The sequence below is a fragment of the Gemella bergeri ATCC 700627 genome (assembly GCF_000469465.1).
GTDB lineage: Bacteria > Bacillota > Bacilli > Staphylococcales > Gemellaceae > Gemella > Gemella bergeri.
Window position 1 is genome coordinate 1 of the sequence record NZ_KI271836.1, and the last position, 26,390, is coordinate 26,390.

Annotated in this window: 28 protein-coding genes; 27 read left to right on the forward strand and 1 reads right to left on the reverse strand. The window is 30.7% G+C overall.

Translation table 11 applies throughout. The annotated features are described in order from the left end of the window. Nucleotides 1–201: 201 nt before the first annotated feature. The 27 genes from HMPREF1983_RS03785 (at nt 202) to HMPREF1983_RS03915 (ending at nt 25,322) form a co-directional block, all read left to right on the forward strand. On the forward strand, nt 202–468 hold the full coding sequence (locus tag HMPREF1983_RS03785; protein WP_211225813.1) for an autorepressor SdpR family transcription factor: 267 nt from the start codon (nt 202–204) through the stop codon (nt 466–468). Next, entirely contained in the window at nt 461–1,084 is a 624-nt protein-coding gene (locus HMPREF1983_RS03790) for a DUF1648 domain-containing protein (protein ID WP_021752975.1), read from the forward strand. Before HMPREF1983_RS03785 ends, HMPREF1983_RS03790 begins: the two co-directional genes overlap by 8 nt. A 270-nt stretch (nt 1,085–1,354) precedes the next feature. Further along, on the forward strand, nt 1,355–2,392 hold the full coding sequence (locus HMPREF1983_RS03795) for a YdcF family protein (RefSeq protein WP_021752976.1): 1,038 nt from the start codon (nt 1,355–1,357) through the stop codon (nt 2,390–2,392). A 149-nt stretch (nt 2,393–2,541) separates the two neighbouring features. Further along, entirely contained in the window at nt 2,542–2,823 is a 282-nt protein-coding gene (locus HMPREF1983_RS03800; RefSeq protein ID WP_021752977.1) for a DUF6110 family protein, read from the forward strand. A gap of 1 nt (nt 2,824) precedes the next feature. Beyond that, nucleotides 2,825–4,876, forward strand: coding sequence for a heavy metal translocating P-type ATPase (locus HMPREF1983_RS03805; RefSeq protein ID WP_021752978.1), 2,052 nt, complete (start codon nt 2,825–2,827; stop codon nt 4,874–4,876). A 372-nt stretch (nt 4,877–5,248) separates the two neighbouring features. Further along, complete coding sequence (gene tadA / locus HMPREF1983_RS03810; protein WP_040460938.1) at nt 5,249–5,704, forward strand: tRNA adenosine(34) deaminase TadA; 456 nt, start codon at nt 5,249–5,251, stop codon at nt 5,702–5,704. Nucleotides 5,705–5,960: 256 nt separating this feature from the next. Beyond that, entirely contained in the window at nt 5,961–6,791 is an 831-nt protein-coding gene (locus HMPREF1983_RS03815) for a methyltransferase domain-containing protein (RefSeq protein WP_021752980.1), read from the forward strand. A gap of 25 nt (nt 6,792–6,816) precedes the next feature. Beyond that, a complete protein-coding gene (locus HMPREF1983_RS03820; protein WP_021752981.1) occupies nt 6,817–7,095 on the forward strand; it encodes a hypothetical protein in 279 nt (92 codons plus the stop codon). Nucleotides 7,096–7,154: 59 nt separating this feature from the next. Next, on the forward strand, nt 7,155–8,195 hold the full coding sequence (locus HMPREF1983_RS03825) for a competence protein CoiA (protein ID WP_021752982.1): 1,041 nt from the start codon (nt 7,155–7,157) through the stop codon (nt 8,193–8,195). 11 nt (nt 8,196–8,206) lie between these two features. Next, complete coding sequence (gene dprA / locus HMPREF1983_RS03830) at nt 8,207–9,103, forward strand: DNA-processing protein DprA (RefSeq protein WP_021752983.1); 897 nt, start codon at nt 8,207–8,209, stop codon at nt 9,101–9,103. A 24-nt stretch (nt 9,104–9,127) separates the two neighbouring features. Then, nucleotides 9,128–9,799 carry a hypothetical protein gene (locus HMPREF1983_RS03835; RefSeq protein WP_040460942.1) on the forward strand — a complete coding sequence of 224 codons (672 nt, stop codon included), beginning with the start codon at nt 9,128–9,130 and terminating at the stop codon, nt 9,797–9,799. A 263-nt stretch (nt 9,800–10,062) separates the two neighbouring features. Then, on the forward strand, nt 10,063–10,677 hold the full coding sequence (locus HMPREF1983_RS03840; protein ID WP_021752985.1) for a nitroreductase family protein: 615 nt from the start codon (nt 10,063–10,065) through the stop codon (nt 10,675–10,677). 134 nt (nt 10,678–10,811) lie between these two features. Continuing rightward, nucleotides 10,812–11,483 carry an HAD family hydrolase gene (locus tag HMPREF1983_RS03845; RefSeq protein WP_021752986.1) on the forward strand — a complete coding sequence of 224 codons (672 nt, stop codon included), beginning with the start codon at nt 10,812–10,814 and terminating at the stop codon, nt 11,481–11,483. A 112-nt stretch (nt 11,484–11,595) separates the two neighbouring features. After that, a complete protein-coding gene (locus HMPREF1983_RS03850; protein ID WP_021752987.1) occupies nt 11,596–11,985 on the forward strand; it encodes an OsmC family protein in 390 nt (129 codons plus the stop codon). A gap of 245 nt (nt 11,986–12,230) precedes the next feature. Next, entirely contained in the window at nt 12,231–13,604 is a 1,374-nt protein-coding gene (locus tag HMPREF1983_RS03855) for a S1C family serine protease (protein ID WP_040460945.1), read from the forward strand. 238 nt (nt 13,605–13,842) lie between these two features. Next, the gene (gene galU / locus HMPREF1983_RS03860) at nt 13,843–14,715 is read left to right on the forward strand and encodes a UTP--glucose-1-phosphate uridylyltransferase GalU (RefSeq protein WP_021752990.1); all 873 of its coding nucleotides are present in this window, start codon (nt 13,843–13,845) and stop codon (nt 14,713–14,715) included. Nucleotides 14,716–15,353: 638 nt separating this feature from the next. Next, nucleotides 15,354–16,544 carry a proline reductase-associated electron transfer protein PrdC gene (gene prdC / locus HMPREF1983_RS03865; protein WP_021752991.1) on the forward strand — a complete coding sequence of 397 codons (1,191 nt, stop codon included), beginning with the start codon at nt 15,354–15,356 and terminating at the stop codon, nt 16,542–16,544. A gap of 152 nt (nt 16,545–16,696) precedes the next feature. Next, entirely contained in the window at nt 16,697–18,649 is a 1,953-nt protein-coding gene (gene prdA / locus HMPREF1983_RS03870) for a D-proline reductase (dithiol) proprotein PrdA (RefSeq protein ID WP_021752992.1), read from the forward strand. 23 nt (nt 18,650–18,672) lie between these two features. Further along, complete coding sequence (locus tag HMPREF1983_RS03875; protein ID WP_021752993.1) at nt 18,673–18,963, forward strand: CBO2463/CBO2479 domain-containing protein; 291 nt, start codon at nt 18,673–18,675, stop codon at nt 18,961–18,963. Nucleotides 18,964–18,981: 18 nt separating this feature from the next. Next, complete coding sequence (locus HMPREF1983_RS08075; protein WP_021752994.1) at nt 18,982–19,434, forward strand: glycine/sarcosine/betaine reductase selenoprotein B family protein; 453 nt, start codon at nt 18,982–18,984, stop codon at nt 19,432–19,434. Between the two features lie 21 nt (nt 19,435–19,455). Further along, nucleotides 19,456–19,707 (forward strand): D-proline reductase subunit gamma, encoded by a 252-nt coding sequence (locus tag HMPREF1983_RS08080; protein ID WP_016359656.1) that lies wholly within the window; start codon nt 19,456–19,458, stop codon nt 19,705–19,707. 123 nt (nt 19,708–19,830) lie between these two features. After that, the gene (prdD, locus tag HMPREF1983_RS03890) at nt 19,831–20,568 is read left to right on the forward strand and encodes a proline reductase cluster protein PrdD (RefSeq protein ID WP_021752995.1); all 738 of its coding nucleotides are present in this window, start codon (nt 19,831–19,833) and stop codon (nt 20,566–20,568) included. Between the two features lie 15 nt (nt 20,569–20,583). After that, nucleotides 20,584–21,054: a glycine/sarcosine/betaine reductase component B subunit gene (locus tag HMPREF1983_RS03895; RefSeq protein ID WP_021752996.1), complete on the forward strand. Its 471-nt coding sequence runs from the start codon at nt 20,584–20,586 to the stop codon at nt 21,052–21,054. An 18-nt stretch (nt 21,055–21,072) separates the two neighbouring features. Further along, entirely contained in the window at nt 21,073–22,092 is a 1,020-nt protein-coding gene (locus HMPREF1983_RS03900; protein WP_021752997.1) for a proline racemase family protein, read from the forward strand. A gap of 10 nt (nt 22,093–22,102) precedes the next feature. Further along, nucleotides 22,103–22,990, forward strand: a complete 888-nt coding sequence (locus tag HMPREF1983_RS03905) for a TSUP family transporter (RefSeq protein ID WP_040460947.1) — start codon at nt 22,103–22,105, stop codon at nt 22,988–22,990. A gap of 335 nt (nt 22,991–23,325) precedes the next feature. After that, entirely contained in the window at nt 23,326–24,216 is an 891-nt protein-coding gene (locus HMPREF1983_RS03910; RefSeq protein ID WP_021752999.1) for a TSUP family transporter, read from the forward strand. A 230-nt stretch (nt 24,217–24,446) separates the two neighbouring features. Next, nucleotides 24,447–25,322: a sulfite exporter TauE/SafE family protein gene (locus HMPREF1983_RS03915; protein ID WP_021753000.1), complete on the forward strand. Its 876-nt coding sequence runs from the start codon at nt 24,447–24,449 to the stop codon at nt 25,320–25,322. Between the two features lie 107 nt (nt 25,323–25,429). On the opposite strand, the gene rarD is transcribed toward HMPREF1983_RS03915, so the two are convergent. Next, entirely contained in the window at nt 25,430–26,326 is an 897-nt protein-coding gene (gene rarD / locus HMPREF1983_RS03920) for an EamA family transporter RarD (protein ID WP_021753001.1), read from the reverse strand. Nucleotides 26,327–26,390 lie beyond the last annotated feature (64 nt).

The following is a 26,390-nucleotide window of genomic DNA, read 5'->3' on the forward strand; positions in this document are numbered from 1 at the left end:
TAAAATAAAATATAAAAAATTTTTATAGAATTAAAAAATAAATAGATTAAATTTTTAGTTTTGTAATCATATAATAACTATTTAGAAAAAATTCGAAATAGTTATTGACAAATATAATAAACAAGTTGTATAATCTATTTAGATAGAAATCTAAATAGATTATATGTTCGAACAGCAGTAAAGAGGTGAGTGCAAATGGGAATGAGTGATACACTAAAGGCGATAGCTGATCCTGTAAGGAGAAATATTTTAGAAATGTTGAAAGAAGAGGAGCGATCAGCAGGAGATATTGCTAAGGTGTTTGAGTTGAGTGGTGCTACGGTATCATATCATTTATCACAATTAAAAAAAGCCGGATTGATTTCAGAAACAAAACACAAAAATTTTATTTACTACAAATTAAATACAACGGTTTTTGAAGAAGTCCTTGTATGGATTTACGAATTAGGAGGGAAAAAAGATGAATAAAGTAGATAAAAAATTTTTATTTATCAGTATAATTATATGTTTATTGCCGATAGCAGTTGGATTATATTTTTATGATATTTTACCTGATAAAATAGTAGTACACTTTGATTATTATGGTGTTCCTGATAAATATATAAACAAAGGATTAGGAGTAATAATGTTACCAATATTTTGTTCTATAATTCAAACAGCTATGGCATTATCTATAGATTTAAGTAAAACAGCTAAAAAGGGTGCATATTTATTAAAAAGCATAATACCGATTATAAGTATAATATTTCAAATTTCGCTGATAATTTATGCTATTGATAATAACTTTGAAGTTGTTAAGTTGGTTATTTTTGTCATAGGTATATTATTTATGATAATTGGTAATTATATGCCAAAACAAGAGTGGTGGGGTAGTTATAGATTAAATCTTTTCGGATTGGAGAAAAAAGTAAACAAAGATAAAGTAATTAGAAGTTATGCTAAATTAATGATGTTTGGCGGACTGGTTATTTTTATAAGCGGTTTTTCGAAAACGGAAATATCTATTTGTTTAGTGATTATCTTTGCAGTGGTATCGGCAGTATATCCATTTTATTTGGTAAAAAAGTTGCAAGTGAATAATTAAATAAATCTTTTACTCAAGAAATTAAAATTTTTAAAAGATTGTATAGAATTATTAAGAGAGATGACAAAGTTTGATTTTATGAATTATAATTTTGTACTACTCTCTTTTTATTCTATTTGTTATCGCATGAAATGAATAATATTATAATGTTTTTTACAAAATTTTTTAACAATTATAGTGCTGTTTAGTAGTAAAATTGACTTTCTTATTGCGGTTTATTATAATGAGTTAAGGGCAGGATAAAATATTTTTCGAAATAAGGAGGAGAAAATGTTACAAGCAAGTTTTTACTTATTTGTATTGTTTGCGGTTATATTTTTTTTAATATTATATAAAGATAGGCGTAATTTATTTTTGGGTATATTTTTTATACTATCAAGTTTAAGTTTTGCCGTTTTTTTATTTAATTTAATATTACAAAACACGGAGAATAAGGTAGTATATGGGATAGGGATAATACTATTTGTAATATCTTTATTTATTGTTTTAATATTTCCGTTTGCATTGTTGTTTATGTTTGGATACAGTTCAATAATGTTGGTGAAAAGAGAGGGCTTAAAGGTAACTAATCTGCTTGCGATTGGGGTAGGGTTAATACTATTGATTTATATAATATATTGGCCTGATATCGCAAAATATACGTATGAATATATTTGGTTGAACGGTATATATATTTATGTAGGATTGGTTATTTTATATTTTATTTGCATTGCGGTGGCTTATTTAGTGACTAGTACGCTTAATATTATTAATTTACTTCCGAGAAAACTGGATTATGTTGTGGTCTTGGGTGCAGGGTTAGTAGGAGAACGCGTAACGCCGTTACTTGCCGGAAGAATACAAAAGGGGATAAAAATATATCGAAAAAACCCCGGCAGTAAACTTATTATGTCCGGCGGTCAGGGTAGTGATGAAGTGGTATCGGAGGCATTTGCAATGAAAAATTATGCGTTAGAACGAGGAGTGCCGGCAGATGATATTATTATGGAAGATAAATCAAGGAATACCGAAGAAAATGTTAAATTTTCTAAAAAATTAATAAAAGATGCAGGGCGGTTTGCACTTGTCACTAATTATTATCATGTTTATCGTGCGTTGGTATTAGCCAAAGCACAAGGGATACGTTGTATCGGTTATGGAGCATCAACAAAATTATATTTTAGTATAAATGCTTTTGTCAGAGAATTTGTTGGGTATTTATATTTTAAACGAAGGCAACATATTATTATTTTATCTGTATTGACGTTTTTATTTGTTGCATTAATAATGGTTATACAAGTATATTATTTTTTAAATTATGGAAAATAAAAGAAAAATTTTCAAAAGTAAAAAATAAAATTTTCTCTTTGCTAATTATTGTAATATGGTGTTATTAATACCTGCTTTAAATTTACATAGGTATAAAAAGGTGTTATAATGAGTGTGTGAATATATAACAAAATAAGGAGGCCATATATATGTCAATAAAAATATTAAAACTAGCAAAATCAGCGTTAAAAACTCCGGGTATTTTTGCAGGAGGCGTAGCTTTTGGAACGGTTGGATTTAAGTTGTTAGCCAGTAAAGAAGCTAAAAAAGGATATTCTTTTGCACTTTCAAAAATATATAAAGCAAAAGATGAAATAGATAATACTATTTCCAATGTAAAACAGCACACTGATGATGTATTGGCGGATGCTAAAGATTTATACGAAAAAGAAAAACAGGAAAGTAATCTATTATCAATAGGAGAAGAGTAGAATGTATTTCAAAATAGTGCATTTGTCAAGCAAACGTGCACGAATAAAGTCTACGATTTGTCTAACTCCGGATGTGAGAGAATATTTTAAAAAGCAAGCATTAAAAGTTAAAGAAATAAAAAAGATAGAATTTTATCAAGATGAATTTGCATTTAATATTTTCTTTGATTCGGACAACATGCAATGTATTAGAAATTTTTTTGATAGTATTTGTGTTGAGAATATAAAAAAATGTTATAAATACCCTATTTTAAAAAAAGAAGAAAGCCCGTATACAATAATATCAGATGCGTTATTTTGGAGAGTGGTTTCAAAATTATTTATGCCCCTACCTATAAGGGTAGCGAAAACATGGTGGAAAGCATCAGGATATTTAAAAAACACTGTTAAATTATTATTCAATAAACAGTTAACAATGGAAACATTGGATTCGGCTGCTATTTTTGTTTCATTACTTACCGGACAAAGGAGTACAGCCAGCTCTATAATGTTTATTTTAGAATTGGGAGAAGCTCTTAATAATTGGTCGGAGAAAAAATCGATTATTGACTTAGAAAAAAGTTTAACTACCAAGGATAAAGATGTATGGATTTTTGACGGAGAAACAAAGAAAAAGGTAAAAAGTTCGTTGATAAAAAAAGGTGACGTAATCTTATTTTCTGAAGGAAACGAAATTTTATTCGATGGAACGGTAGTGACCGGAACGGGTAGTGTTGACGAAAGTTCACTTACAGGGGAATCATTTCCTATAAATAAAAAATTAGGTGATGAAGTTTATTCAAACACAATTATTGTTCATGGGGAACTTTATGTAAAAGTAGAAAATTCTCAGATTAATGGAAGAATTCATGAACTCATACAACTTATAAAAGAGTCTGAAAAAAGGGAAAATACATATCATTATAAATATATAAAACTGGCAGATAGAATAGTTAAATATAACTTTATTGCTATGGGGCTTACGTACCTTTTAACTAAATCTTTCAGCAAAGCTATATCTTTCTTGTTGGTGGATTATTCTTGTGCTTTAAAACTATCTACCCCGGTGGCTTATTTAACTGCGATTAAAAATTTAATTGATAAAAATATTGTTGTTAAAAATTCTGTAACTTTAGATAAATATGCGGAAATAGATACTTTCGTTTTTGATAAAACAGGAACAATAACGGTATCACAGCCATATATTAAAGAGGTGATTCCTTTTTATGAATATAATTATGAGGAAGTTATAAAAATAGGAGCATGTTTGGAAGAACATATTTATCATCCTATCGCCAGTGCGGTTGTTACCAAGGCGGAAGAGGACGGAATAGAACATGAAGAAATGCACACAGAATTGTATCATATAGCTTCAAGAGGAATTATATCACATATTGATGAAGAAAAGGTGGTTATAGGTAGTTTGCAGCTGCTTATTGAAGAAAATATAACTGTAACATCTGAACAACAAAAAATTATTGAAGAAAAACAAGAAGAGTATAATTTACTATTTTTAGGATATAAAGGTAAGTTGATTTCAATATTTTGTATAGATATACCACTTAGAGATGAAGCGAAATCGGTTATTAAAGAACTAAGAAATATGGGGAAAAAGGCGGTGCTATTAACCGGAGATAATAAACTGAGAACTCAAAAACTGTTAAATAATATTTCTTTTGATGAGGTTTATACCAATATGACCCCTGTTACGAAATTTGAATATATAAAACAAGAAAAAGAACAGAGGAGAAATGTGTTGATGATAGGAGATGGGTTGAACGATTCAGCAGCATTGTCTGAGAGTGATATTAGTGTCGTTATGAACCAAAGTGCAGATTTATCAAGACAAATAAGTGATGTAGTATTAAAGGCAGATTCTTTAACATCATTGTTGTTATTAGATGATATATCTAAAAAACTACGAAATCAAATGAAAGATAATGTTCAACAAACAGTGTTAATCAACAGTCTACTGATTATGTTCGGATTAACTAATGCGATTTCTTCAAAATGGTTAGCAATATTTCATAATTTAACAACATTTGGAATAGTTTTAAAAAATTTTAAAATATAGATTTAATAACCATAAAGATAGGAAATTTTTTCAAAATAAAAATTAACGGTTGTATAATAAATATGGAGTATGGGAAAAATTCTATTCTCATATTTAGCGAAAGGCCGGTAAATAAAGTAAAAATCTTAGGCATTGTAAATTGTCTAAGATTTTTAAGTGCGATTTTCTAAACTTTATAAGTTTCAACAGTAACTAAATTTGACAGATTTATTAAAATGAATGTAAGTATCTGTACGTTTGATAATTGGTGCTAAAAGAATTTATTAAAAATCTATATTATATTGTTGTTGTGTAGTATAATATAAAAATAGTATAATTAATTTTACAAAAAATAGCTAAAAAACGGTAAATAAGATAATATAGGAGAAACAGATGGATCACAATTATTATATGGAGTTAGCTTTAGAAGAAGCGCGGTGTGCTTATGTGAAAGGAGAAGTACCGGTAGGGGCGGTACTTGTTATAAATAATAAAATTGTTGCTAAAGCGCATAATACCCGTGAAGGAAGTCAGCAGGTATTAAATCATGCAGAAATTCTCGTAATAAAAAAAGCATGTGAAAAGATCGGTTTTTGGCGACTGAATGACAGTTATTTATATACTACAGTAGAACCTTGTGTTATGTGTAGTGGGGCAATTGTGCAAGCCCGAATAGAAAATGTTATTTTTGGGGCAAAAGACTCTAAATATGGTTGTTGCGGTAGTAGAATGAATATTGTTAATAGTGATAAATTCAATCATAAAGCAAATGTAGTGGCAGGTGTTTTGGAGAATAAATGCTCGCAGTTGATAACCGACTTTTTTAAAGAATTGAGAGAAAAAAAATAATATTAGTAAATATTTAGATATTTTTTATAAAATAATGAAAAATATTAATAGAAAAAATAATTTATCAATAATTTTAAATTAAATATAAATTGTTGTTTTATATTTTATATATAGTCATAAACGCTAAATAATTATAATAAATCTCAAAAAAATATATTTTAAAATCAACAAAAATTTTAAAATATTTTTATGTTATTACTGTCTTTATTTGTGAATATCTGTTACAATTAAGTTAGAGGTTAAAAGAGGAAAATTAATGCGAATAGAAAATGTTATAAAAAAATTTAATCAAGATGAAATTTACCGTTGCCCTATGTGTTGTGCTAACTCCAAAATTACCGAAATAAGCCTACTTTGTGAGAATAATCATCGGTATGATTTTTCAAAGAAGGGATACATCCATCTTATAAATAATTACAAAGCAACGAAGTACAATGAAGAGCTTTTTATTGCGAGAAAAAATATTTTTGAAACCGGCTTTTATAAACCGGTGTTGGAAGTTTTAAAGGTATTGATGGAAAAATATTCTAAAAAAGTTGTTGTGGATGTCGGCTGTGGGGAAGGATATTATATAAGGAATTTGAAAAAAATGTTTCCCAATAAATATTTCTTTGGGTTGGATAATAGCAAAAGTGCGTTGGAAACTGCTGTAAAAGTTGATAAGGATAATCCATATATGCTGGCAAATTTAGCTGCATTACCTTTTAAAGATAAAAGTGTTTCATGTGTACTTAATATATTAACACCTGCTAATTATGAAGAATTTTTTAGAGTTCTTGGAGAAGAGGGATATTTAATAAAAATTATTCCTAATGCTGATTATCTGAAAGAGATAAGAGATTTAGTTAGTGTTGGTGAATATACTAACTGTGATACAATAAAACTTATTGAAAATACTTGTGATATAGTTGAAAGAACAAGGATTAGTAACACTTATAGATTAACGGAAATTTTAGCGGAAAATTTTTTAAAGATGACGCCGCTAACATTTTCTAAAGAGTTATCAGAAGATGATATAAAATCTCTAAAGGAAATTACAATAGATTTGGAGATTTTAGTTTGTCGCAAAAAGTATGAAATAAAATAAAAAAATTATACAAGGGGTGATAATAATGAATATCGCAGACTATAAGAGCGTAGTAGAAGTGATAAAACACGATAAAAAAGAGTGGATAAGTAAATTTTTAGAGTTCAACATATATGAACATCCGGATTTTTATGAAAAATTGGCACAGCAAAAAAAGAATTATTATCTATGTGAAAAAGAAGAAAAAATTTACCTTGTAGACAGCGACAATAATAAAAAAGAAATATCTTGGGTAAACTTAGATAATTTTGAAGAAATAGAAATAGGAGAATATATTTATAAAAAATATAGGGTATTAAAATAAAAGGGTATATTACAGTTTTAAGTTGAAAAAGTAGTTTTTTTATAGAAAGGGAGCAGGTTATGTATGTAGCATACGATGATAAAGAAACAGTTTTTAACGCATTAGATGATGATATTGAAAAAGCTAAAGAGTATCATTGCCCTGTTTGCAAAGGGAAAGTAATTTTTAGAAAAGGTGTTAAGGTGCAGTCGCATTTTGCTCACGTTAAAAATTGCAGTTGTGAATATGATACGTATAAAACAGAGAGCTTAAAGCATTTGGAAACGAAGAAAAATCTCTACAACCATTTTAAAAAAATATATAATAATGTTGAAGTTGAGTATATTTTCAAAACGCAAGGTAGTATCCAAATAGCGGATGTTTATATAAAAGACATTAATGTTGCTTTTGAGTATCAACGGTCAGTCATACCTTATGAACTTATAGAAGAGAGAACAAAAGGTTATGAAAAAGCCGGAATTAAATTAATTTGGTTAATTGATACAAATAAATTTATAAAAGAACTTAGATATTATAACGGTATTAGTTATATTAGGTATGCACCGTTTGTTGACAATTTTTTGAATTACTATCAAGAAAAAGTGTTTTTTTACGGTTGGGACAATGAAAACAAGAGATTTGAACTTTATCAGATTTGGTCGCATAATTTAAAGAAACGAAATGCTGTATGTATAAAAACGGTATTCGATATTGATAATTTTAATATACCACTCGATTTAAAATTATTTGATAAAGATTTAACGTCAAAATTATATCCTAAAGACATTGAGAATTATGTTTATGAACAAATAAAATATGATAAAACCGTAAAAAATAAAATTTTAAGTATGTTCTATAATCAAAGAATAGAATTAAATAATATTCCAAAAATTATCGGAGTGAATATTTTAGAACAAGTATTGATAAGTACGCCGCTCATCTATTGGCAAGGATTGATGTATAAATTTTATAAAGACGGAAAAACATATCCCGAATTACTTAGAATAATGGGTAATATTATTAAGTTTAAAAGGAGTATCTATATAAAAAATATTCAACAAGGAGAAATTTTCATTAGGGTAGTAAAGCAATATTATGAATTATTGATTGCAAGTAGTTAGAAGGAGAGTTTATGTTTAGGGAGAAGTACGGAAAAAAATTTACAGAATATGAGAAAAAAATACTTTTATCACTTATGGCAATAGAGAAGATAACGTCATTAAAATTACATAAAGTTTTAAAAGTAACAGGTAGTATAGAGGAAATTTCTACACTTAGTGCAGGAGAGTTTGCTATTTATTTTGAAGATAAATCCGGTGAACTGTATTCTAAGTTTCTGCATAATTTAGATTTTGATTTTGATAGTTATTTTAAGTTTTATAATGTAAAGTGTATATTTTGCGATGATATTTACTATCCAAAAGAATTTTTTAGACTTTATGATTATCCGTTTGTAATTTTTTACAGAGGAAAGAAAGAGTTATTGTTATTTGGAAGAAAACTTTCAATAGTTGGAAGTAGGAATAATACCTGTTATTCGGAAGAAGCACTTAATGTAATAGTGCCGTATTTAACTAAGAATAATTTTGTTATTGTGAGTGGTCTGGCATACGGTGTTGATAGTTTGGCTCATAGTAGTGCGATAGAAAGTAACGGCTTTACCATTGGGGTCATTGCACACGGACATAATATTATTTACCCTGAACAAAGTAAAAATTTATATGAAAAACTTGAGAAAAATCACTTAATTATTTCGGAATATTTCCCTACTTCACCAATAAGGAAGTATAAATTTTTGGAAAGAAATAGATTGGTTGCCGGATTATCTTGGGCTTTATTGGTAACAGAAGCGGCAAAAAGAAGCGGAACATCACGAACTGTTAATTTTGCACTTGACATAGGTAGCACTGTTTTTTGTCTTCCGGGAAAATTTGGGGACAAGATGAGCATTGCTATAAATGAATATATAAAAGAGGGGGCGGTGTTAGTAAACAAATTAGAAGATTTTAACGACGAACTGGGATTTTAATAGATATTTGAAAGGATGATAATTATGACAGATATCTTATTTATAAATCCACTAGGTTGGGATAATTTTATTTGGTCGAAAATTATAGACAATATTGATAATAAAATCTTTGATTTCGTAGAGTTTACAGAAGAAAGTTTTAAGACAATATCAAAAAAAGAAATTGAACAGATGTTACTAAATAAAATGACAAAGGTAAAACGTGGTGGTTATATTATAAGCGTTTCTTATGGGACTGTTGCGTTACTAAATAGTCTGGAAAAATTTTCTGAATATCTTGACGGAATTAATTTAATAGTGGTTGAAGGGTTAGAACCCGTACCACCAAAATCTATATTGAAAAAATATTTTGAAGATGAAGTAAAGTTTAAAAGTAGAGAAGAATACTTGGAAAAAACACTTAGTGGAAACGAGTTGAAAAATGAGTCTTTAAAAGAAATGTTATTAAAAAGACTTATAAGTAAGGGTAGTGAATATGTCATAAGTCCATCAGCAAAAACAGAATATAAATATTTATCTCTTTATGCAGGAATAGATAATTTAAAATTATTAAAAAGATATAGGGGAATTTTTAATAGATTGACTATTTTTTCATATTTTAAATTAGTCGGAATCAGTTATATTCAAATAGAGGAGAACGATCATCTATTAATGGTGACAAAACCAAATATGATAATAGATATATTAAATAAATAAGGTTTATTTATGGAAGAGTTATATTTAAGTAAGATTTTGTATGTTATTAATAAACTACATAATTTTTTCAAAAATTTTGTAATTTCAAAAACATACATTACAAATTCAAATAAAAAAATTTATTAAAGGCAACTGGTTATCTAAAAGTTAATCAGTTGTTTTTATTTCTATACTTTTAAAACATATGATTTGATAATAGTTATCATTTACTATATAATGTAAACGTCGTTGGAGAAAATAAGTTAGATAAAAGAGGTAAGGAAATGAAAGACTTTTTTGAGATAATTAAGAGTAGACGCTCTGTAAAATATTATAAAAATGAAGTAAAAATTCCAAGAGAAGAGATAGTAGAAATGTTGAATATGGCGAATACCGCTCCATCATTTTGTAATTTCCAACCTTGGAGATATATTGTTGTAGATACTACTGAAGGCAAAGAAAAACTGGCTAAAGCGAATTATAATAAAGCTCAAAACGAAACGTCGTCAGCCATGATTATTTTATTAGGTGATTTAAATTACTTTGATAATTTTCATATGATTTATGGCTCCGCTGTAGATAAAGGATATCTTCCACAAGAAATAAAAGACGGGTTGTATAATGATATGGAAGGATTGGTTAATTCATTGAATGAAGAAACTAAGAGAGAAATAGTTTATTATGATTGTGGGCTTTGGTCAATGCAGTTTGCCAATATAGCACGTGCTAAAGGGTATGATACAAACATATTGGCAGGATTTAATAAAGAAAAAATAGTCGAACTTTTTGAAGTAAAAGAAGATTTTGTACCGGTTATGCTAATATCATTAGGGGAAAAAGAAAAAGACGGTCACAAAACAACAAGGATGAATGCAGAAAGTTTAGTATCGTTTGAGTAAAAGAAGTAAATATAGTAATAACTTTAACAAGCCCTAAAAAATTCTTTAGGCTTGTTTTTTCATATTACTTTTAATTTAATCTATAAAAGTATAAAATAATATTTGTACTAAAATAAAGTGTCAGGAGAAGAAAAGTGAATAAACTAGAAGCTGTAATTTTTGATTTTGATGGAACGATAGTAAATACAGAAAAAATATATTATGAAACTATGAGCGAGCTAACGAAGGAATGGCTTAATGAAAATCTTGATAAAATGGATTATATACATAATGTTTCGGGAACAAACGAAGAAACCAGCAAACGATATTATAATAAGAGATATAATATGACAGGTGAGGAATATGATAAATTCGAATTAGAAATTACAAAAAGAATTATAGCAAATTATCATAATGCAGAAATTCTTCCGGGGATTCCGGAAACGATGAGTTTTTTACGAGAAAGCGGCATAAAAATGGCAGTTGCCTCTAATAGGAAATTAGGTCATATTGAAGCAGGTTTAAGAAATAAAGGACTTGATAAATATATAGATGTTATTGCAACAAGAGATGATGTTAAAAATCCTAAACCTGCTCCGGATATTTTTTTACATGCAGCAAGTAAATTGGGTGTAAATATAAAAAATACAATAGCTATAGAAGACTCAAGACCCGGAGCATTAGGTGCAGGTATTTCTGGGGCTACGCTTATATTACAGACAAATGAGATAACAAAATATATGGATTTTAGCGGTGTAAATTATGTTTATAAAGATGTAGATTTATTAGAAACAGTAAAAAATATTGCTGCTAAAAATAGTTTATAATAAAGAAATAAGATAACTTCGTCAAAATATGAAATGGAGAAATTTACTGTTTTAAATTATATTTTTATATATTTATGAAATATATATTAAACAAAAAATAAGGAGGGAAATTATGTATAAAGCACAAGGGACAATAAAAGAGGGATTTACAACAACGGCGGTAACCTCATCGGGAGGAAAATATAAAATGTTTATTGAAGAAAATAGTGATGGACCGATGGATTTGTTTTCTGTAGCGTATGTTGGATGTATTAGTATGTGTGCTAAGGGATATTTTTTAAGAACATATACTCTAAAAAATTTGCAATTAAATGTTGAACTAACAGTAGATTATGACAATAAAAAAATTGTTGCGGATATTTATGTTGATAGAACTGAAGAACAGCTTGCATGTGGTGATAGACAAGGGGTGTTAGATAATATAAAACTTCGTTGTAAAGTATCTCATTTATTGACAAGTGATTTAGATATTAACTATAATGTAAAACCACTGAAAAAATAAAATATTAGTAAAAGATAATTACCTTTTTAACCAAATTTAAAAATCTTAAATTTAGGATAATTAAAGGTAATTGTTTTTTAATAATGATACATTATAAAATAAATTCTACATTACAGCAAAGTATAATTAAACCTTAACAAAACTTAAATAAAAATATTAATTGTGTTTAAACCTCCCTTTAAACTGTGTTTAAACTTTTATTGATAAGATTAAAACAAGTTAAGAATAAAGTTAGGAGGATTTTTATGGAAAACAACAATAATAGAGATAAAGAATTTAACACACAAAATTATAATAATGAATTATACGATAACCAACAAATAAATCAAGAATATTATAACGATCAGCAGACACAATATAACAACGATTATCAAAACGGTAATAATTACCAATATGATAATTCTTTTGAAATGCCTCAAACAACAAAGGATAATAGAAACTACGGAAAATTATTTTTAACGATATTTGCTTCTTTTGCTTTAGGGGCAACAAGCGTCTTTGGAGCACAAACAATTATGGGTTCTACAAAAACGACGAAAACGTCAAGTGTTGCAACGACAAAGCAGGAACAGGATAACCAAACAACAACTGTTAATGCAATTTCAAAAGCAAAAGATGCTGTAGTATCAATAGTTAATTATCAAAGCACATCAAATAACGGTTTGGATTCTGCTTTAAGAGGCATAACCGGAAAAAGTGGAAATAATTCAAATTCGAGTGAGTTAAAACCTGCTTCAAGCGGTAGCGGAGTAATTTATAAAAAAACGGGAAATACAGCCTACCTTGTAACAAATAATCATGTTATAAAAGGAGCTAAAAAATTAACAGCAATTCTCAGTGATGGAACTAAGGTTAATGCCGAAGTTGTAGGAACAGATGTTTGGACAGATATAGCCGTTTTAAAAATAAGTGCCGAAAATGTTACTACTACAATGGATTTTGCAGATAGTGACAAAGTTGCTGTTGGTGAAACGGCATTTGCCATAGGTTCACCGTTAGATGTTAATTTATCAAATACGGTAACAAAAGGTATAGTATCGGCTGTTAATAGACAGATACCGATGGATATTGACGGGGACGGTACAAGTGACTGGAATCAAACGGTAATTCAAACGGACGCTGCTATTAACCCGGGTAATAGTGGAGGGGCGTTAATAAACAATGAAGGAAAATTAATCGGAATTAATGAGTCTAAAATTGCTAAAGCTACTTCAAATGTTTCTGCCGAAGGTATAGGTTTCGGTATTCCGTCAAATGAAGTGAAATTAATAACAGAACAATTAGAAAAATCCGGGAAAGTAACAAGACCGGCTCTTGGGGTACAATTAGTTTCATTAGCATCGGTTGATAGTGATGTCGTGAAGTCTGAATTAAAATATAATGGTAAATCGGGAGTTGTTATAAGAAATGTAGAGGAAAATACTCCGGCTTCTCAAGCTGGTTTAAAAAAGTATGATGTTATAACTAAATTAAACGGTGTAGAAGTAAAAGATGTTGCGGCGGTAAGAAAATACTTATTTGAAAAAGCCAAAATCGGAGATAAAGTTACCGTAACTTATTACAGAAATGGAAAAGAACAAACAACAGATGTGGTAGTTCAATCTTTATCGAATAATTAATTAAGTAATAACTAATAAAATAACAACCAGCTTAATAATCAAAATAAATTTGAAATAAAATTATTAAGCTGGTTTATTTTGTTTGGAAAATGTTTTTAATTATACATTTGTACGCAACGGGATACTTAAAACCGCAATTTTTAAAAAATAATAAGTTTGAAAAATGTTTGATATTTGCTAAAAAAATAAAAATATGTTATTATACCTATGATAAAAATATAAGAAAATAGGTGAATAAATGAAAAAAGTAAGAAAAGCCATAATTCCGGCAGCAGGATATGGTACCAGATTTTTACCTGCTACTAAAGCATTACCGAAAGAAATGTTACCGATAATTGATACTCCTACTATTCAATATATAGTAGAAGAAGCGGTAAAAGCCGGAATAGAAGATATAATAATAGTAACAGGAAAGCAAAAAAGGGCTATAGAAGATCATTTTGACAGAAATGTAGAATTAGAAGTAGAATTGGAAAATAAAGGTAAGTTGGGAATGTTGGAAAAAGTAAAATATCCAACAACGCTTGCTAATATTCACTATGTTCGTCAAAAAGAAATGGCAGGTTTAGGAGATGCTATTTTAACAGCACGCAGTTTTATAGGAGATGAGCCGTTCGCCGTTTTACTTGGAGATGATGTCGTAGTGAATAAAGAAAAACCGGCGATTAAACAGTTAATAGAAAAATCTGAAAAAACAGGTTGCTCTGTTATTGGAGTACAAACAGTTCCTGAAAATCAAACTCATAGATATGGGATAATTGCTCCAAGATCAAATGACGGAAAATTATACGAGGTGGAAACTTTTGTTGAAAAACCTGCACAAGGGACAGCGCCATCTAATCTGGCTATAATGGGACGCTATGTTCTTAATCCGGGGATATTTAAACATCTTGAAAAAAAACAAGTTGGTGTTGGCGGAGAAGTACAATTAACTGATGCAATTCAAATGTTAAATAAAGAAGAAAAAGTCTACGCCTATGATTTTGAAGGGCAACGTTATGACGTTGGTGAAACTATCGGTTTTGTAAAAACTACAATAGATTTTGCACTTCAAAGCGACTTAAGGGATGAGTTGATTCCATTTTTAAAAGAAAAATTAGCAGATTTATAAGTATAAGTAATAGTTACCAATAAACAAGATTGAAAATTTACGATCTTGTTTTTTATTTTGGAATAATTATAGAGATTTTATTTAAAGAAGGTGCTATAAAAATTTTGAAAGATTATAATTAAAATTTTTAATAATAACTCCGTTTATAAATTTTAATCATTAAAAAGATATAAAATATATTTAAATTAAAATTTTCCAGTGCTATACCAGTAAAAGTAAAATTTTGAAAAAGAAACTTATTATGTCTGAAAGTTTTATCTGATAATTTTAATCTATTTTTATTTTTAATATATATTAAAATTCCAAAAAAGAAACTTTTAAATTTTCCAATAGTTATTGAGGAAAAATTTTATTTTTGTAAGTGTAACCATAACTTTTAATAACAGATTTTCAAATGATAATACGTTTCAATTAGAGAATAAATTATAGAGAGAATTATATTAAAATATTTTTATTGAAAAAGGCATATATTCAATAATTTAACCAATTGTCTATGCAAAATTTAAAAAACTTTAAAAAAAACTTTGAAAAATTGTTTAAAAATGTTTTGCAAAATTATTAAGACTGTTATACAATAAATATAGTAGGAGTTTTATGCTACTGCTTATTCATAATCTTTAAGGAAAGGAGGAAAAGGTATGTTAGAGTTTAGTAATGTTGAAAAAATCAATATTCCGCTAAAACAACACGTTGGTGGTCCTTGTCAGGCTATTGTTAATGTCGGGGATCATGTAAAACGTGGTCAATTAGTTGCTACACCTAACGGATTAGGTGCTAATATTCATACTAGTTTATCTGGTGTTGTAGAAGAAATTAACGATATGAACATCGTTGTAAAATTAGACAAAGAACAAACAGATGACTATGTGAGATTAGAAAAAACTGACGATAAGTTGCAAAAAATAAAAGATGCAGGTATTGTCGGTGTTGGTGGAGCCGGTTTCCCTACCGGAATTAAGTTATCGGCACAAATACCGGGTGGTTATGTTATTGCTAATGCAGCAGAATGTGAACCGATTTTAGGACATAATGTTAAGTTTATGGAAGAAAATCCGGAAGAACTTGTTCGCGGTCTGAAATATATTGTTGAATTGACCGGTGCAAAAGAAGGATATATTGCGATAAAAACAAAATATCGTAAAGCATTGCTTGCATTAGGTAAAGCGTGCAAAAATGAACCTAATATTAGTATAAAAATCTTACCTAATATGTATCCGGCAGGAGATGAACGTGTTATCGTTAGGGAAACATTAGGCGTGATTTTAAAACCGGGTCAATTACCATTAGAAGCTAATGCAATTATCTCAAACGTTGAGACTATTAAACGTATAGTGGAAGCAATAGAAGAAGATAAGCCGTTGATTGATAAAGATCTTACAGTAGGCGGACGTGTAAATAATCCAAGCATATTCTTAGATGTACCGATCGGATTACCGATTAGTGTATTTATAGAAAAAGCCGGCGGTTATATTAACCCACATGGAGAGATTGTTCGTGGGGGACCATTTACAGGACGCCCGGCACAAGAAGGAGATCCTATCAATAAAACAACCGGTGGTCTTCTAGTGGCTATGCCATATCCACAAGAAAGAGAAAAAGTAGGAATACTAATTTGCGAATGTGGTGCACAAGAAGAACGTCTTCGCCAAATTGCTGACGGAATGGGTGCTGATGTAGTGTCTGTCCAAATGTGTAAACGTATGAAACCGGATAAAAACGGTAGATTGCGTTGTGAATTACCGGGAATTTGTCCGGGACAAGCGGAAAAAGTATTGAAAATGAAAAAAGATGGTGCGAAAGCAGTCATTACTGGTACTTGTCAAGATTGAACTAACACCGTTACAGGTGTAGCTCCTAGGTTAGGAGTAAAAGTTTATCATAGTACCGACCATGTACTTCGTGCCACTGACCATCATTTATACAGAAGCTATAAAAGCTTAGAATTACATAATAATAAATAATTAGTTGGAGGTTAGAAGTAATGTCAATTACAGTAGAAACTGCAAAAGAACACTTAAATGACAAAGCGGTATTTTGTTGCAGAGCTGAGGAAGGTATCGTAATTAACCCTGAAAACCTAGAAGATCCAGGTTTATTTGATGACTTAGAAGATTCAGGATTACTATCATTCCCAGACAATGCATTAACAATCGGACAAGTATTAGGAGCAAAATTAACAAAAACAACAGACGCTCTAATACCAATTACACCGGATATCATTGATGCTGTCCAAGGTGTAGAAGAAGAAAAAGCAGAAGAAAAACAAGAAGAAGTAGTAGTAGAGGAAGAAGCTAACGTAGTGGCAGAGCCGGTTCCTGCTCCCGTAGTGGTGGCAGAACAAACACAAGCTCCGGTAAATTCAGGAGTATTCAAACTACAAATCGGTAAAGGTGAAAATATTAACCTTGAAATTCCACTATCAGCTTTTGCAGGACAATCTGCAGCACCGGTTGCACAACCGGCAGCACCTGCTCAAGTAGCAGAAACTAAAGCTGTAGAAGCTCCTAAAACAGAAACAGTAGAAGAAAAAAAAATGGAAGAAAAGCATGAAGGTGAACCAAAATTCATTCGTTCTCTTTTAACAAAACACTACAAAATTGATAAAGTAGTCTTCGGTGAAAAAACAGAAATTAAAGGTACAACTTTAGTATTAGGAACTCCGGAAGATTTATGTAAAGCTGCTATTGAATCAGAAGAATTAGTAGAGGATGTTAAATTGGAAATCATCACTCCTGAACAGTATGGTACATACAGTGAAACAATAATGGACGTGCAACCGATTGCGGTTAAAGAAGAAGGAGAAATCGGTCATGGTGTTACTCGTGAACTTAAAGGTGTAGTAATGGTTCTTACAGGAACAGACGCTAACGGAGTTCAAATCGGGGAATTCGGTTCTTCAGAAGGAGAATTGGATCGTAACATTATGTGGGGTCGTCCAGGTGCTCCGGATAAAGGAGAAATCTTCATTAAAGGACAAGTAACAATCAAAGCGGGGGCTAACATGGAACGCCCAGGACCATTAGCAGCTCACAAAGCATTTGATCATATTACAGAAGAAATTCGTAAAGCTCTTAAAGAATTAGATGATGAAAGTTTGGTAATTGGTGATATTAAATTGGAACAATATCGTCATCCGGGAAATAAAAAAGTGTTGATAGTTAAAGAAATCATGGGACAAGGTGCGATGCACGATAACTTGATTTTACCGGTAGAACCAGTAGGAACACTTGGTGCTAAACCTAACGTTGACTTAGGTAACTTACCGGTTATGCTTGCTCCAACAGAAGTATTGGATGGTGGTATCCATGCGTTAACATGTATCGGACCGGCTTCAAAAGAAACTTCTCGTCACTACTATCGTGAACCGTTAATATTAGAAGCGATGGCTGATGAAGAAATCGACTTAGTAGGGGTATTACTAGTTGGATCTCCACAAGCTAACTCAGAAAAATTCTATGTATCTAAACGTGTAGGTATGACTATTGAAGCTATGGATATTGATGGTGCTATCGTTACAACAGAAGGATTCGGTAACAACCATATCGACTTTGCATCACATATTGAACAAATCGGTTCTCGTGGAGTATCTGTAGTAGGTATGACTTACTCTGCAGTTCAAGGGGCTCTTGTAGTAGGTAACGAATACATGAAAGCTATGGTAGATAATAACAAATCTAAACAAGGTATTGAAAACGAGATTCTTTCAAACAATACATTATGTAGAGAAGATGCTGTTCGTGCTTTAGCAATGCTTAAAACACAAATGGGCGGCGGAGAAATCAAAAAAGCTGAAAGAAAATGGAATCCTAATGTTAAATTAAATAACGTGGAAGTTATTGAAAAAGCTACAGGAGAAAAAATAGAGCTATTAGAAAACGAACAAATTTTACCAAAATCTAAAAAACGTCAAGAAATTTACGAAAAAGAAGATTAATTTTTAAGAGTAGGAACTAAGTTATGATTGAAAAATTAAAATATGCGTCTACAGAAAGAGTGTTCGAAGGGATAATAGTTGATCATAACGATGCCAGCGTTACGATAGATATTAAAGGGCGTTTAGGGCAATTTAAAATTCCTATGAGAATGTTGATTTCTGAATATCCTGTGCAAATAGGTCAAGAAGTTGCCTTTTTGTTCAGTTATCCGGAAGTTATAACAGAAGAACCTGACGAACATTATGTAAATGCAATAAAAAATACTAAAAAGTTACAAGAAGAAGTAAAAAATAGAAGACTAAAAGAAGAATAGTAGGAAGGAGAATTTAGAATGTCATTAACGATATTTGAAGGTCTACAATCAGAGATTTATGTACCGATTACACCAAAACCAGTTTGGGCTCCAGTGACTAAAGAATTAAAAGACATGAAAGTAGCATTAGCAACTGCTGCGGGAGTTCACTTAAAAACAGATAAAAGATTTAACTTAGCAGGGGATACAACATTCCGTGAAATTCCGGATACTGCACACAGTTCAGATCTTATGGTATCTCATGGTGGGTACGATAATGCCGACGCTAATAAAGACATCAACTGTATGTTTCCGATTGATAGATTACATGAACTGGCTAAAGCCGGCTTCATCGGTAGCGTAGCAGAATTCCACTATGGATTCATGGGTGGTGGTGGAGACCAAGAGGCTTTCACTAACAGAACAGGTCCGGAGATCGCTAAAAAATTAAAAGAAGAAAATGTTGATGCAGTTATTTTAACTGCTGGTTGAGGTACTTGCCATAGAACTGCCGTGATCGTGCAGAGAGCAATTGAGGAAGCAGGTATTCCAACAATCTTAATAGCAGCACTACCACCAGTAGTGCGTCAAAACGGTACTCCAAGAGCCGTTGCTCCACTTGTACCAATGGGAGCAAACGCAGGAGAACCTGGTAACGTTGAGCAACAAACACAAATTCTAGAAGCAACTTTAGAGCAACTAGTTAAAATACCAAGTGCAGGTAAAATAGTTCCTCTTCCATTTGAGTATATCGCTCACGTGTAGGAGTTTACTAAATTAGAAGAGGGATGTGAATCTCTCTTCTTTTTTAACAAAGAAACTGTATTATAAAACAGTTTCGGTTGTGTTTCAATACAGTTTTTAATAAATAATAGGGGATGATGACTTATGCCAAAAGAAAAATTACAAATAAAAGCATTCCATATTAATACTGTTACACTTGGTAAGAAGGTTAAGATTGATAATAATGTACTGACTATACCAACAGAAATAGTATATAATAAAGAAATTTTTGAAACTGTAAGTATAAAAATTATTAAACCGAAAGAACATGATATTTATGTTAATACTATAATGGATATAGTACCAATTTCAACAAAAGTAATAGGACGACTTGGAGAAGGAATAACTCATACATTGACCGGTGTTTATACATTGCTTACCGGGGCAAATACTAAAGGGGAACAGATGCATGAGTTTGGCTCTTCAGAAGGTATTTTAAGTAAGCAATTGGTGCTTAATAAAGCAGGATCACCGTCAGTTAATGATTACTTAATTCATATTGATGTTGTGATTAAAGATAATGTAGATTTTGATAGAGCTTTAGCATTTTCAATTTTTGAGTTATCAGATTTATATCTTCAAGAAATTAGAGAAATTATGAAGGTGCTTAGTGGACGTGATGCTGATGAAGTTCATGAATTTTATAATACATCAAATCCAGGTAAGCCTAAAGTCGCTCTTGTAAAAGAAGTAGCTGGGCAAGGAATGATGTATGATAATCAGTTATTTCCGATAGAACCGAGCGGAATAGATAAAGGGATTTCCATTATAGATATGAATAATATGCCGGTATTACTTACAGCGAATGAATATCGTGACGGTGCTATAAGGGCTATGGTATAGAAAGAAGGTGTTAGTATGGGGATAGGACCATCTACAAAAGAAACCAGTTTACACCACTTTAGAGATCCGTTACTTGATACATTAGCTACTGACCCAGATATTGATTTTCAAGGTGTAATTATTGTTGGAACGCCACAAGACAATAGATTAAAACATCTTGTAGGCTGGCGAACGGCTGTATGGCTGGAGGCTATGAGAACAGATGGAGCTATTATTTCAGCAGACGGCTGGGGGAATAGTGATGTTGACTATGCCAATACAATGTTTGAAATAGGAGAGAGAGGAATTTCTATAGTTGGTTTAAAATTTATGGGAAAACATAAATTTGTGGTAGAAAATCAGTATACAAAATATGTCTTAGATTTTAATAAGTCTAAAGAAGGTGTAGAAACAGAAATTGTTTGTCAGAATAATATTGATTATTCTGATGCGAGAAAAGCGTTGGGACTTTTAAAATTAAAAATGAGACAAGATGCAAATAAATAATTTAAGGAGAGAATTATCATGAAATTAAATAAAATGATTTCGGTTATAGATACACATACAGCAGGGGAAGCGGCTCGTTTAGTAACAGCGGGTATTCCAAAAATTCCCGGTAAGGATATGGTAGAGAAAAAACAATATTTTATCGACCATTTAGATGATGTTAGAAAATCTGTAATGTTTGAACCACGCGGGCATCAGGATATGTTTGGAGCATTCTTACTACCTCCAACAAAAGAAGAAGCGGATTTCGGATTAGTATTCATGGATACCGGCGGTTACTTAAATATGTGTGGACATAATACCATTGCAGCGGTAACAGCTTCAGTTGAGACAGGTATGGTTGATGTAGAAGAAGGAGCTACAGAAAAAGAAGTTGTTGTAGAAACACCGGCAGGGTTAATCTATGCAACAGCAAAATTAAAAGATAATGGAACAAAAGTAAAAGAAGTTTCATTTAGAAATGTTGAGTCATTTTTATACAAACGTGATTTAGAACTAGATGTAGAAGGTGTTGGTCATATTAAATTTGATATTTCATTTGGTGGTAGTTTCTTCTGTATTCTTTCAGCTGATCAATTAGGGTTGGAAGTAAAACCGGAAAATGCCTCTAAATTGAAAGAAATGGGGCTAAAAATCAGAGATGCGGTTAATGCAAATGTAGAAATTCAACATCCGACATTATCACACATCAAAACTGTAGATTTAGTAGAAATTTATGATAAACCGACTCATCCGGAAGCTACATATAAAAACGTTGTAGTATTCGGGGATGGTAATATTGACAGATCACCTTGTGGAACAGGTACTTCTGCAAAATTAGCAACATTATATGCTAAAGGTGAATTAAAACCGGGAGATCCTTTTGTATATGAAAGTATTTTAGGTACTTTATTCAAAGGTAGAATTGTTGAAGAAAGAAAATTAGCGGATTATGATGCTATTATTCCGGAAATAACAGGTTCTGGTTATATATTAGGATTTAGTAATTATGTATATGATCCGGATGATTCACTAACTTATGGATTCTTATTAGGATAGGAGAAAAGAGATGTTTAGTTTAGTAAATATATTATTAATGTTATTAGCTGCTTCAGGTATATACTTTTTGGCAATGTGGGTGTTGGATATAGTAAAAAACAAAGATGCTGAAAGTGAAGATTCAAACCCTATAATCGGATTCTTTATCGGATTAATAACAGACTTTATGGATACTTTGGGTATCGGTAGTTTTGCTCCGACAACATTACTTGCAAAAGTAACAGGTTTTATAAAAAATGACAGATTCTTACCGGGAACATTAAATGTAGGGCACACAATTCCCGTATTAATCGAAGCATTTTTATTCATTCAAGCGGTTAAAGTAGAGGCTGTAACCTTACTTTCTCTAATTGCAGCAGCAGTTATTGGTGCTTTAGTAGGAGGACGTATAGTAACAAAATTACCTGAGAAAAAAATTCAGGTTGTTATGGGATTTGCTTTAATTATTACAGCGTTGTTAATGTTTGCCAGTAAAATGGGATGGCTTGCACTACTTGGTGCTAACAATACAGCACTTAAATTAACAGGAATAGCCCTAATAGTAGGTATAGTTGGTAACTTTATTTTTGGAGCATTAATGATGGCAGGAGTAGGTTTGTATGCACCGTGTTTAGCAATGGTATCACTATTAGGAATGGATCCGAAAGCTGCATTCCCTATTATGATGGGTTCATGTGCCGCATTAATGGCGATTGGATCTCCTAAATTTATTAAAGAAGGATTATACCCAAGAAAAGGTGCAATTGGTGTTACAATCGGTGGTATAATCGGGGTTATCGTCGGATATCAATTTATTACTTCATTATCATTATCAAGTTTACTATGGTTAATTATCGTAGTAGTTATTATTACAGGACTTGATATGTTAAGAAAAGGATTTAAAAAAGAAGTAGCATAGAAGTAAAAAACTTTAATGTCAACTCACCTTATAGTTATGAAAACACATTTGAAAATACAATGATGATATGTTACAATAGTAGTGTTAGATATTAGAAATGTATGGAATAAAGTGAAATATAATGAAAGAAAGAACATAGATATATTTAGTAGGGGGTTAATCCCAATTTAGAGTGTTAGAGAATTCTAGCACTCTATACATTTTTGTGATGAGATTGATCTATAAGAAAAAAGTTGTAGATATTATTTTTTCAGAAAATTGCTAAATATTTTCATACTAGAAGTAATAATTTACCGGATAAAAGGTAAATTATAATAAAAGCAAGAGGTGAAGAGATGTTTAATTTAGTAAACACAGTGTTGTTGTTATTAGGGATAGCAGTTGTGTATTTTGTTATTACATTAGCTATGGACGTAATTAAGAATAAGGACAAAGTTAAAAAGGAATCAAATTTTATTTTAGGATTTATAATAGGAATTATAACAGATTTCTTCGATACTTTGGGAATTAGCAGTTTTGCGATAACGACTCTGTTAGGAAGAGTAACGGGTTTTATAAAAAATGACAGGCTATTACCGGGGACTTTGAATATAGGGCATGCAGTACCGACAGCTACTGAGGCATTTTTATTTATTTCTGCTGTAAAAGTAGAGGCTATTACACTTTTATCACTAATAGTTGCGGCCGTGGTAGGATCACTGGTCGGCGGTCGTATAGTTACTAAATTACCGGAGAAAAAAATACAAATTGTAATGGGATTTGCTTTATTATTTACTGCTGTTTTAATGTTTACTAAAAAAATGGGATGGTTGGATTTACTTGGTGCAAACAACACCGCACTTGAATTAACCGGGTTATTGTTGATTATAGGAATAGTCGGTAACTTTATTTTTGGAGCATTAATGATGGCAGGAGTAGGGTTATATGCACCGTGTCTTGCCATGGTTTCTTTGTTAGGGATGGATCCGAAAGCTGCATTTCCCGTTATGATGGGTTCATGTGCCGCATTAATGGCAGTGGGATCTTCTAAATTTATTAAAGAAGGGCTATACCTAAGAAAAGGAAGTGTTGCAATTACTATTGGAGGAATTATTGGAGTAATTATTGCTTATCAATTTATTAATTCATTATCGATTTCAGGACTTATGTGGTTAGTAATTGCCGTAGTTACTATAACCGGCTTTGATATGTTGAGAAAAGGTATAACTAATAAAAAGATGTCTTAATAATATTTTATGACAATTATTAATTCAACAAAATAAAGAATAACTACAAAAAATTTCAAAAAGCTATCCTTTAATAAGGATAGTTTTTCTATTATTATTTTATAGAAATTAGGAAATAACATATAGAAAAAAAGTAAAATATTTTTTCGATTAAACTTTACAAATAATAATAAATGTAATATAATATTTATTTGCAAGGGTATTCATTAATATATTAAAGGAGAGATTATATGAGTTTAGTAGTAATATTGTTAGGTTTATTGTCGTTAGCGGCGGTATATTATGTTGTGATATGGGCACAAGACATTATAAAAAACTGGAGTGAACCGGATAATTCTAATCCGATTTTAGGATTTGTAATAGGTATTATTACGAATTTTTTTGATGTGCTTGGAATAGGAAATTTTTCAACAATAACATTAGCATCACAGTTGACAGGTTTTATAAAAAACGATAGATTATTGCCCGGAATGTTAAACATAGCGAGTGTTGTACCCGTTTTAATTGAAGCGTTTTTATTTATTTCAAATGTTGAGGTCGGTGCAGTTACATTGTTATCTTTAATTATAGCGGCAGTTGTCGGTGCATTGGTAGGAGGACGTATAGTAACAAAATTGCCTGAATATAAAATACAAATTGTAATGGGATTTGCCTTGTTGATAACAGCGTTTCTAATGTTTGCCAAAAAGGTAGGTTGGTTGGCATTATTGGGAGAAAATAATACGGCGGTTAATTTAACAGGTATTGCTCTAATTATCGGTATCGTAGGAAATATTATTTTTGGAGCATTAATGATGGCAGGTGTGGGGTTATATGCACCATGCTTAGCGATGGTATCACTATTAGGCTTAAATCCGAAAGTTGCTTTTCCGATTATGATGGGTTCATGTGCCGCATTGATGGCAATGGGGTCTCCAAAATTTATTAAAGAAGGTATGTATCCAAGAAAAGGGACATTAGGGCTAGCGATTGGCGGAATAGTCGGAGTGTTTATAGGATACCAGTTTGTTAAATCATTATCAGTAGATAGTTTGATATGGATAATTATTGTTGTAGTAATTTATACAGGTATTATGATGCTAAGGAAAGGAATTAAAAATCATTAAAAAATAGTTTAGTAAATATATAAAAGCTGATTAATAAGTAATAAATCAATGAGATGTTCTTAAACATTGTATGAATTTAGTTACTAGATGATCAGCTTTTTAGTTTATTATATATTTTTATTTTTGAATGATTGGACAGTTGAGTAACAGAACACAATAACGGCTATCCAAATTATTATAAATGAAATAAGTTTCTCAATACTAAGAGCTTCTCCATAAACGAAGATTCCTATAAGAAATTGCATTGTTGGTGGAATGTATTGAAGTATTCCTAATAAATATAGCGGTATGTGATTGGCACCTTTAGCAAAAAGCATAAGCGGTACTGCAGTTATAGCACCGGAAAGTAGAATCCAAATAATAGTCATAGTACCGTCGGTGTAGAAAGTTAAGTTATTATTTATTGTTAAGTATGAAATATAAATAAGTGCTATTGGGAAAACAATTGCAGTTTCTACTAACAAGCTGGCTTTTGGGCTAATAACAATTTTCTTTTTACACAGGCTATATAAACCGAAAGTTAGTGCAAGCATTATAGAAATCCATGGAAGAGACCCTAAAGATATAAATAAATATAATAATGATATGCCGACACAAATACAAGCGATAATTTGAGTACGACTAAGATGCTCTTTTAAAAATATAACAGCTAGGATAATTGTTACTATTGGATTTAAGTAGTAACCGAAACTTGCTTCCAGCACATGATTTGTATTAACAGCAATAATGTAGGTTAGCCAGTTAATTGTAATAAGAATAGCGGCTATAACTAAAAGTATGAATTTTTTCTTATCTTCCCATAATTTTGAAATTTCTTTGAATATTTTCTTTTTATTTTTTGAAATAAAAACGATAAACAACATAAAAACAAAAGACCAAATTATCCGATGTGATAAAACTTCATAAGCGTCAATGTTTTTTAATAATTTGAAATAGACAGGAAAAACTCCCCATGATAAATAACAAATTAAAATAGCAATTAAACTTTTTTTTGTATTATTCATAATAAACACTCCTTATTGTATAAAATAATATATAATTTATATACAAAATATTTTTTGTTGCTGA

Bases quoted from the DNA above. Each gene is read 5' to 3' on its own strand.
- HMPREF1983_RS03785 (WP_211225813.1), top strand. From the start codon at position 202: ATGAGTGATACACTAAAGGCGATAGCTGATCCTGTAAGGAGAAATATT.
- HMPREF1983_RS03790 (WP_021752975.1), top strand. From the start codon at position 461: ATGAATAAAGTAGATAAAAAATTTTTATTTATCAGTATAATTATATGT.
- HMPREF1983_RS03795 (WP_021752976.1), top strand. From the start codon at position 1,355: ATGTTACAAGCAAGTTTTTACTTATTTGTATTGTTTGCGGTTATATTT.
- HMPREF1983_RS03800 (WP_021752977.1), top strand. From the start codon at position 2,542: ATGTCAATAAAAATATTAAAACTAGCAAAATCAGCGTTAAAAACTCCG.
- HMPREF1983_RS03805 (WP_021752978.1), top strand. From the start codon at position 2,825: ATGTATTTCAAAATAGTGCATTTGTCAAGCAAACGTGCACGAATAAAG.
- tadA (WP_040460938.1), top strand. From the start codon at position 5,249: ATGGATCACAATTATTATATGGAGTTAGCTTTAGAAGAAGCGCGGTGT.
- HMPREF1983_RS03815 (WP_021752980.1), top strand. From the start codon at position 5,961: ATGCGAATAGAAAATGTTATAAAAAAATTTAATCAAGATGAAATTTAC.
- HMPREF1983_RS03820 (WP_021752981.1), top strand. From the start codon at position 6,817: ATGAATATCGCAGACTATAAGAGCGTAGTAGAAGTGATAAAACACGAT.
- HMPREF1983_RS03825 (WP_021752982.1), top strand. From the start codon at position 7,155: ATGTATGTAGCATACGATGATAAAGAAACAGTTTTTAACGCATTAGAT.
- dprA (WP_021752983.1), top strand. From the start codon at position 8,207: ATGTTTAGGGAGAAGTACGGAAAAAAATTTACAGAATATGAGAAAAAA.
- HMPREF1983_RS03835 (WP_040460942.1), top strand. From the start codon at position 9,128: ATGACAGATATCTTATTTATAAATCCACTAGGTTGGGATAATTTTATT.
- HMPREF1983_RS03840 (WP_021752985.1), top strand. From the start codon at position 10,063: ATGAAAGACTTTTTTGAGATAATTAAGAGTAGACGCTCTGTAAAATAT.
- HMPREF1983_RS03850 (WP_021752987.1), top strand. From the start codon at position 11,596: ATGTATAAAGCACAAGGGACAATAAAAGAGGGATTTACAACAACGGCG.
- HMPREF1983_RS03855 (WP_040460945.1), top strand. From the start codon at position 12,231: ATGGAAAACAACAATAATAGAGATAAAGAATTTAACACACAAAATTAT.
- galU (WP_021752990.1), top strand. From the start codon at position 13,843: ATGAAAAAAGTAAGAAAAGCCATAATTCCGGCAGCAGGATATGGTACC.
- prdC (WP_021752991.1), top strand. From the start codon at position 15,354: ATGTTAGAGTTTAGTAATGTTGAAAAAATCAATATTCCGCTAAAACAA.
- prdA (WP_021752992.1), top strand. From the start codon at position 16,697: ATGTCAATTACAGTAGAAACTGCAAAAGAACACTTAAATGACAAAGCG.
- HMPREF1983_RS03875 (WP_021752993.1), top strand. From the start codon at position 18,673: ATGATTGAAAAATTAAAATATGCGTCTACAGAAAGAGTGTTCGAAGGG.
- HMPREF1983_RS08075 (WP_021752994.1), top strand. From the start codon at position 18,982: ATGTCATTAACGATATTTGAAGGTCTACAATCAGAGATTTATGTACCG.
- prdD (WP_021752995.1), top strand. From the start codon at position 19,831: ATGCCAAAAGAAAAATTACAAATAAAAGCATTCCATATTAATACTGTT.
- HMPREF1983_RS03895 (WP_021752996.1), top strand. From the start codon at position 20,584: ATGGGGATAGGACCATCTACAAAAGAAACCAGTTTACACCACTTTAGA.
- HMPREF1983_RS03900 (WP_021752997.1), top strand. From the start codon at position 21,073: ATGAAATTAAATAAAATGATTTCGGTTATAGATACACATACAGCAGGG.
- HMPREF1983_RS03905 (WP_040460947.1), top strand. From the start codon at position 22,103: ATGTTTAGTTTAGTAAATATATTATTAATGTTATTAGCTGCTTCAGGT.
- HMPREF1983_RS03910 (WP_021752999.1), top strand. From the start codon at position 23,326: ATGTTTAATTTAGTAAACACAGTGTTGTTGTTATTAGGGATAGCAGTT.
- HMPREF1983_RS03915 (WP_021753000.1), top strand. From the start codon at position 24,447: ATGAGTTTAGTAGTAATATTGTTAGGTTTATTGTCGTTAGCGGCGGTA.
- rarD (WP_021753001.1), bottom strand. From the start codon at position 26,326: ATGAATAATACAAAAAAAAGTTTAATTGCTATTTTAATTTGTTATTTA.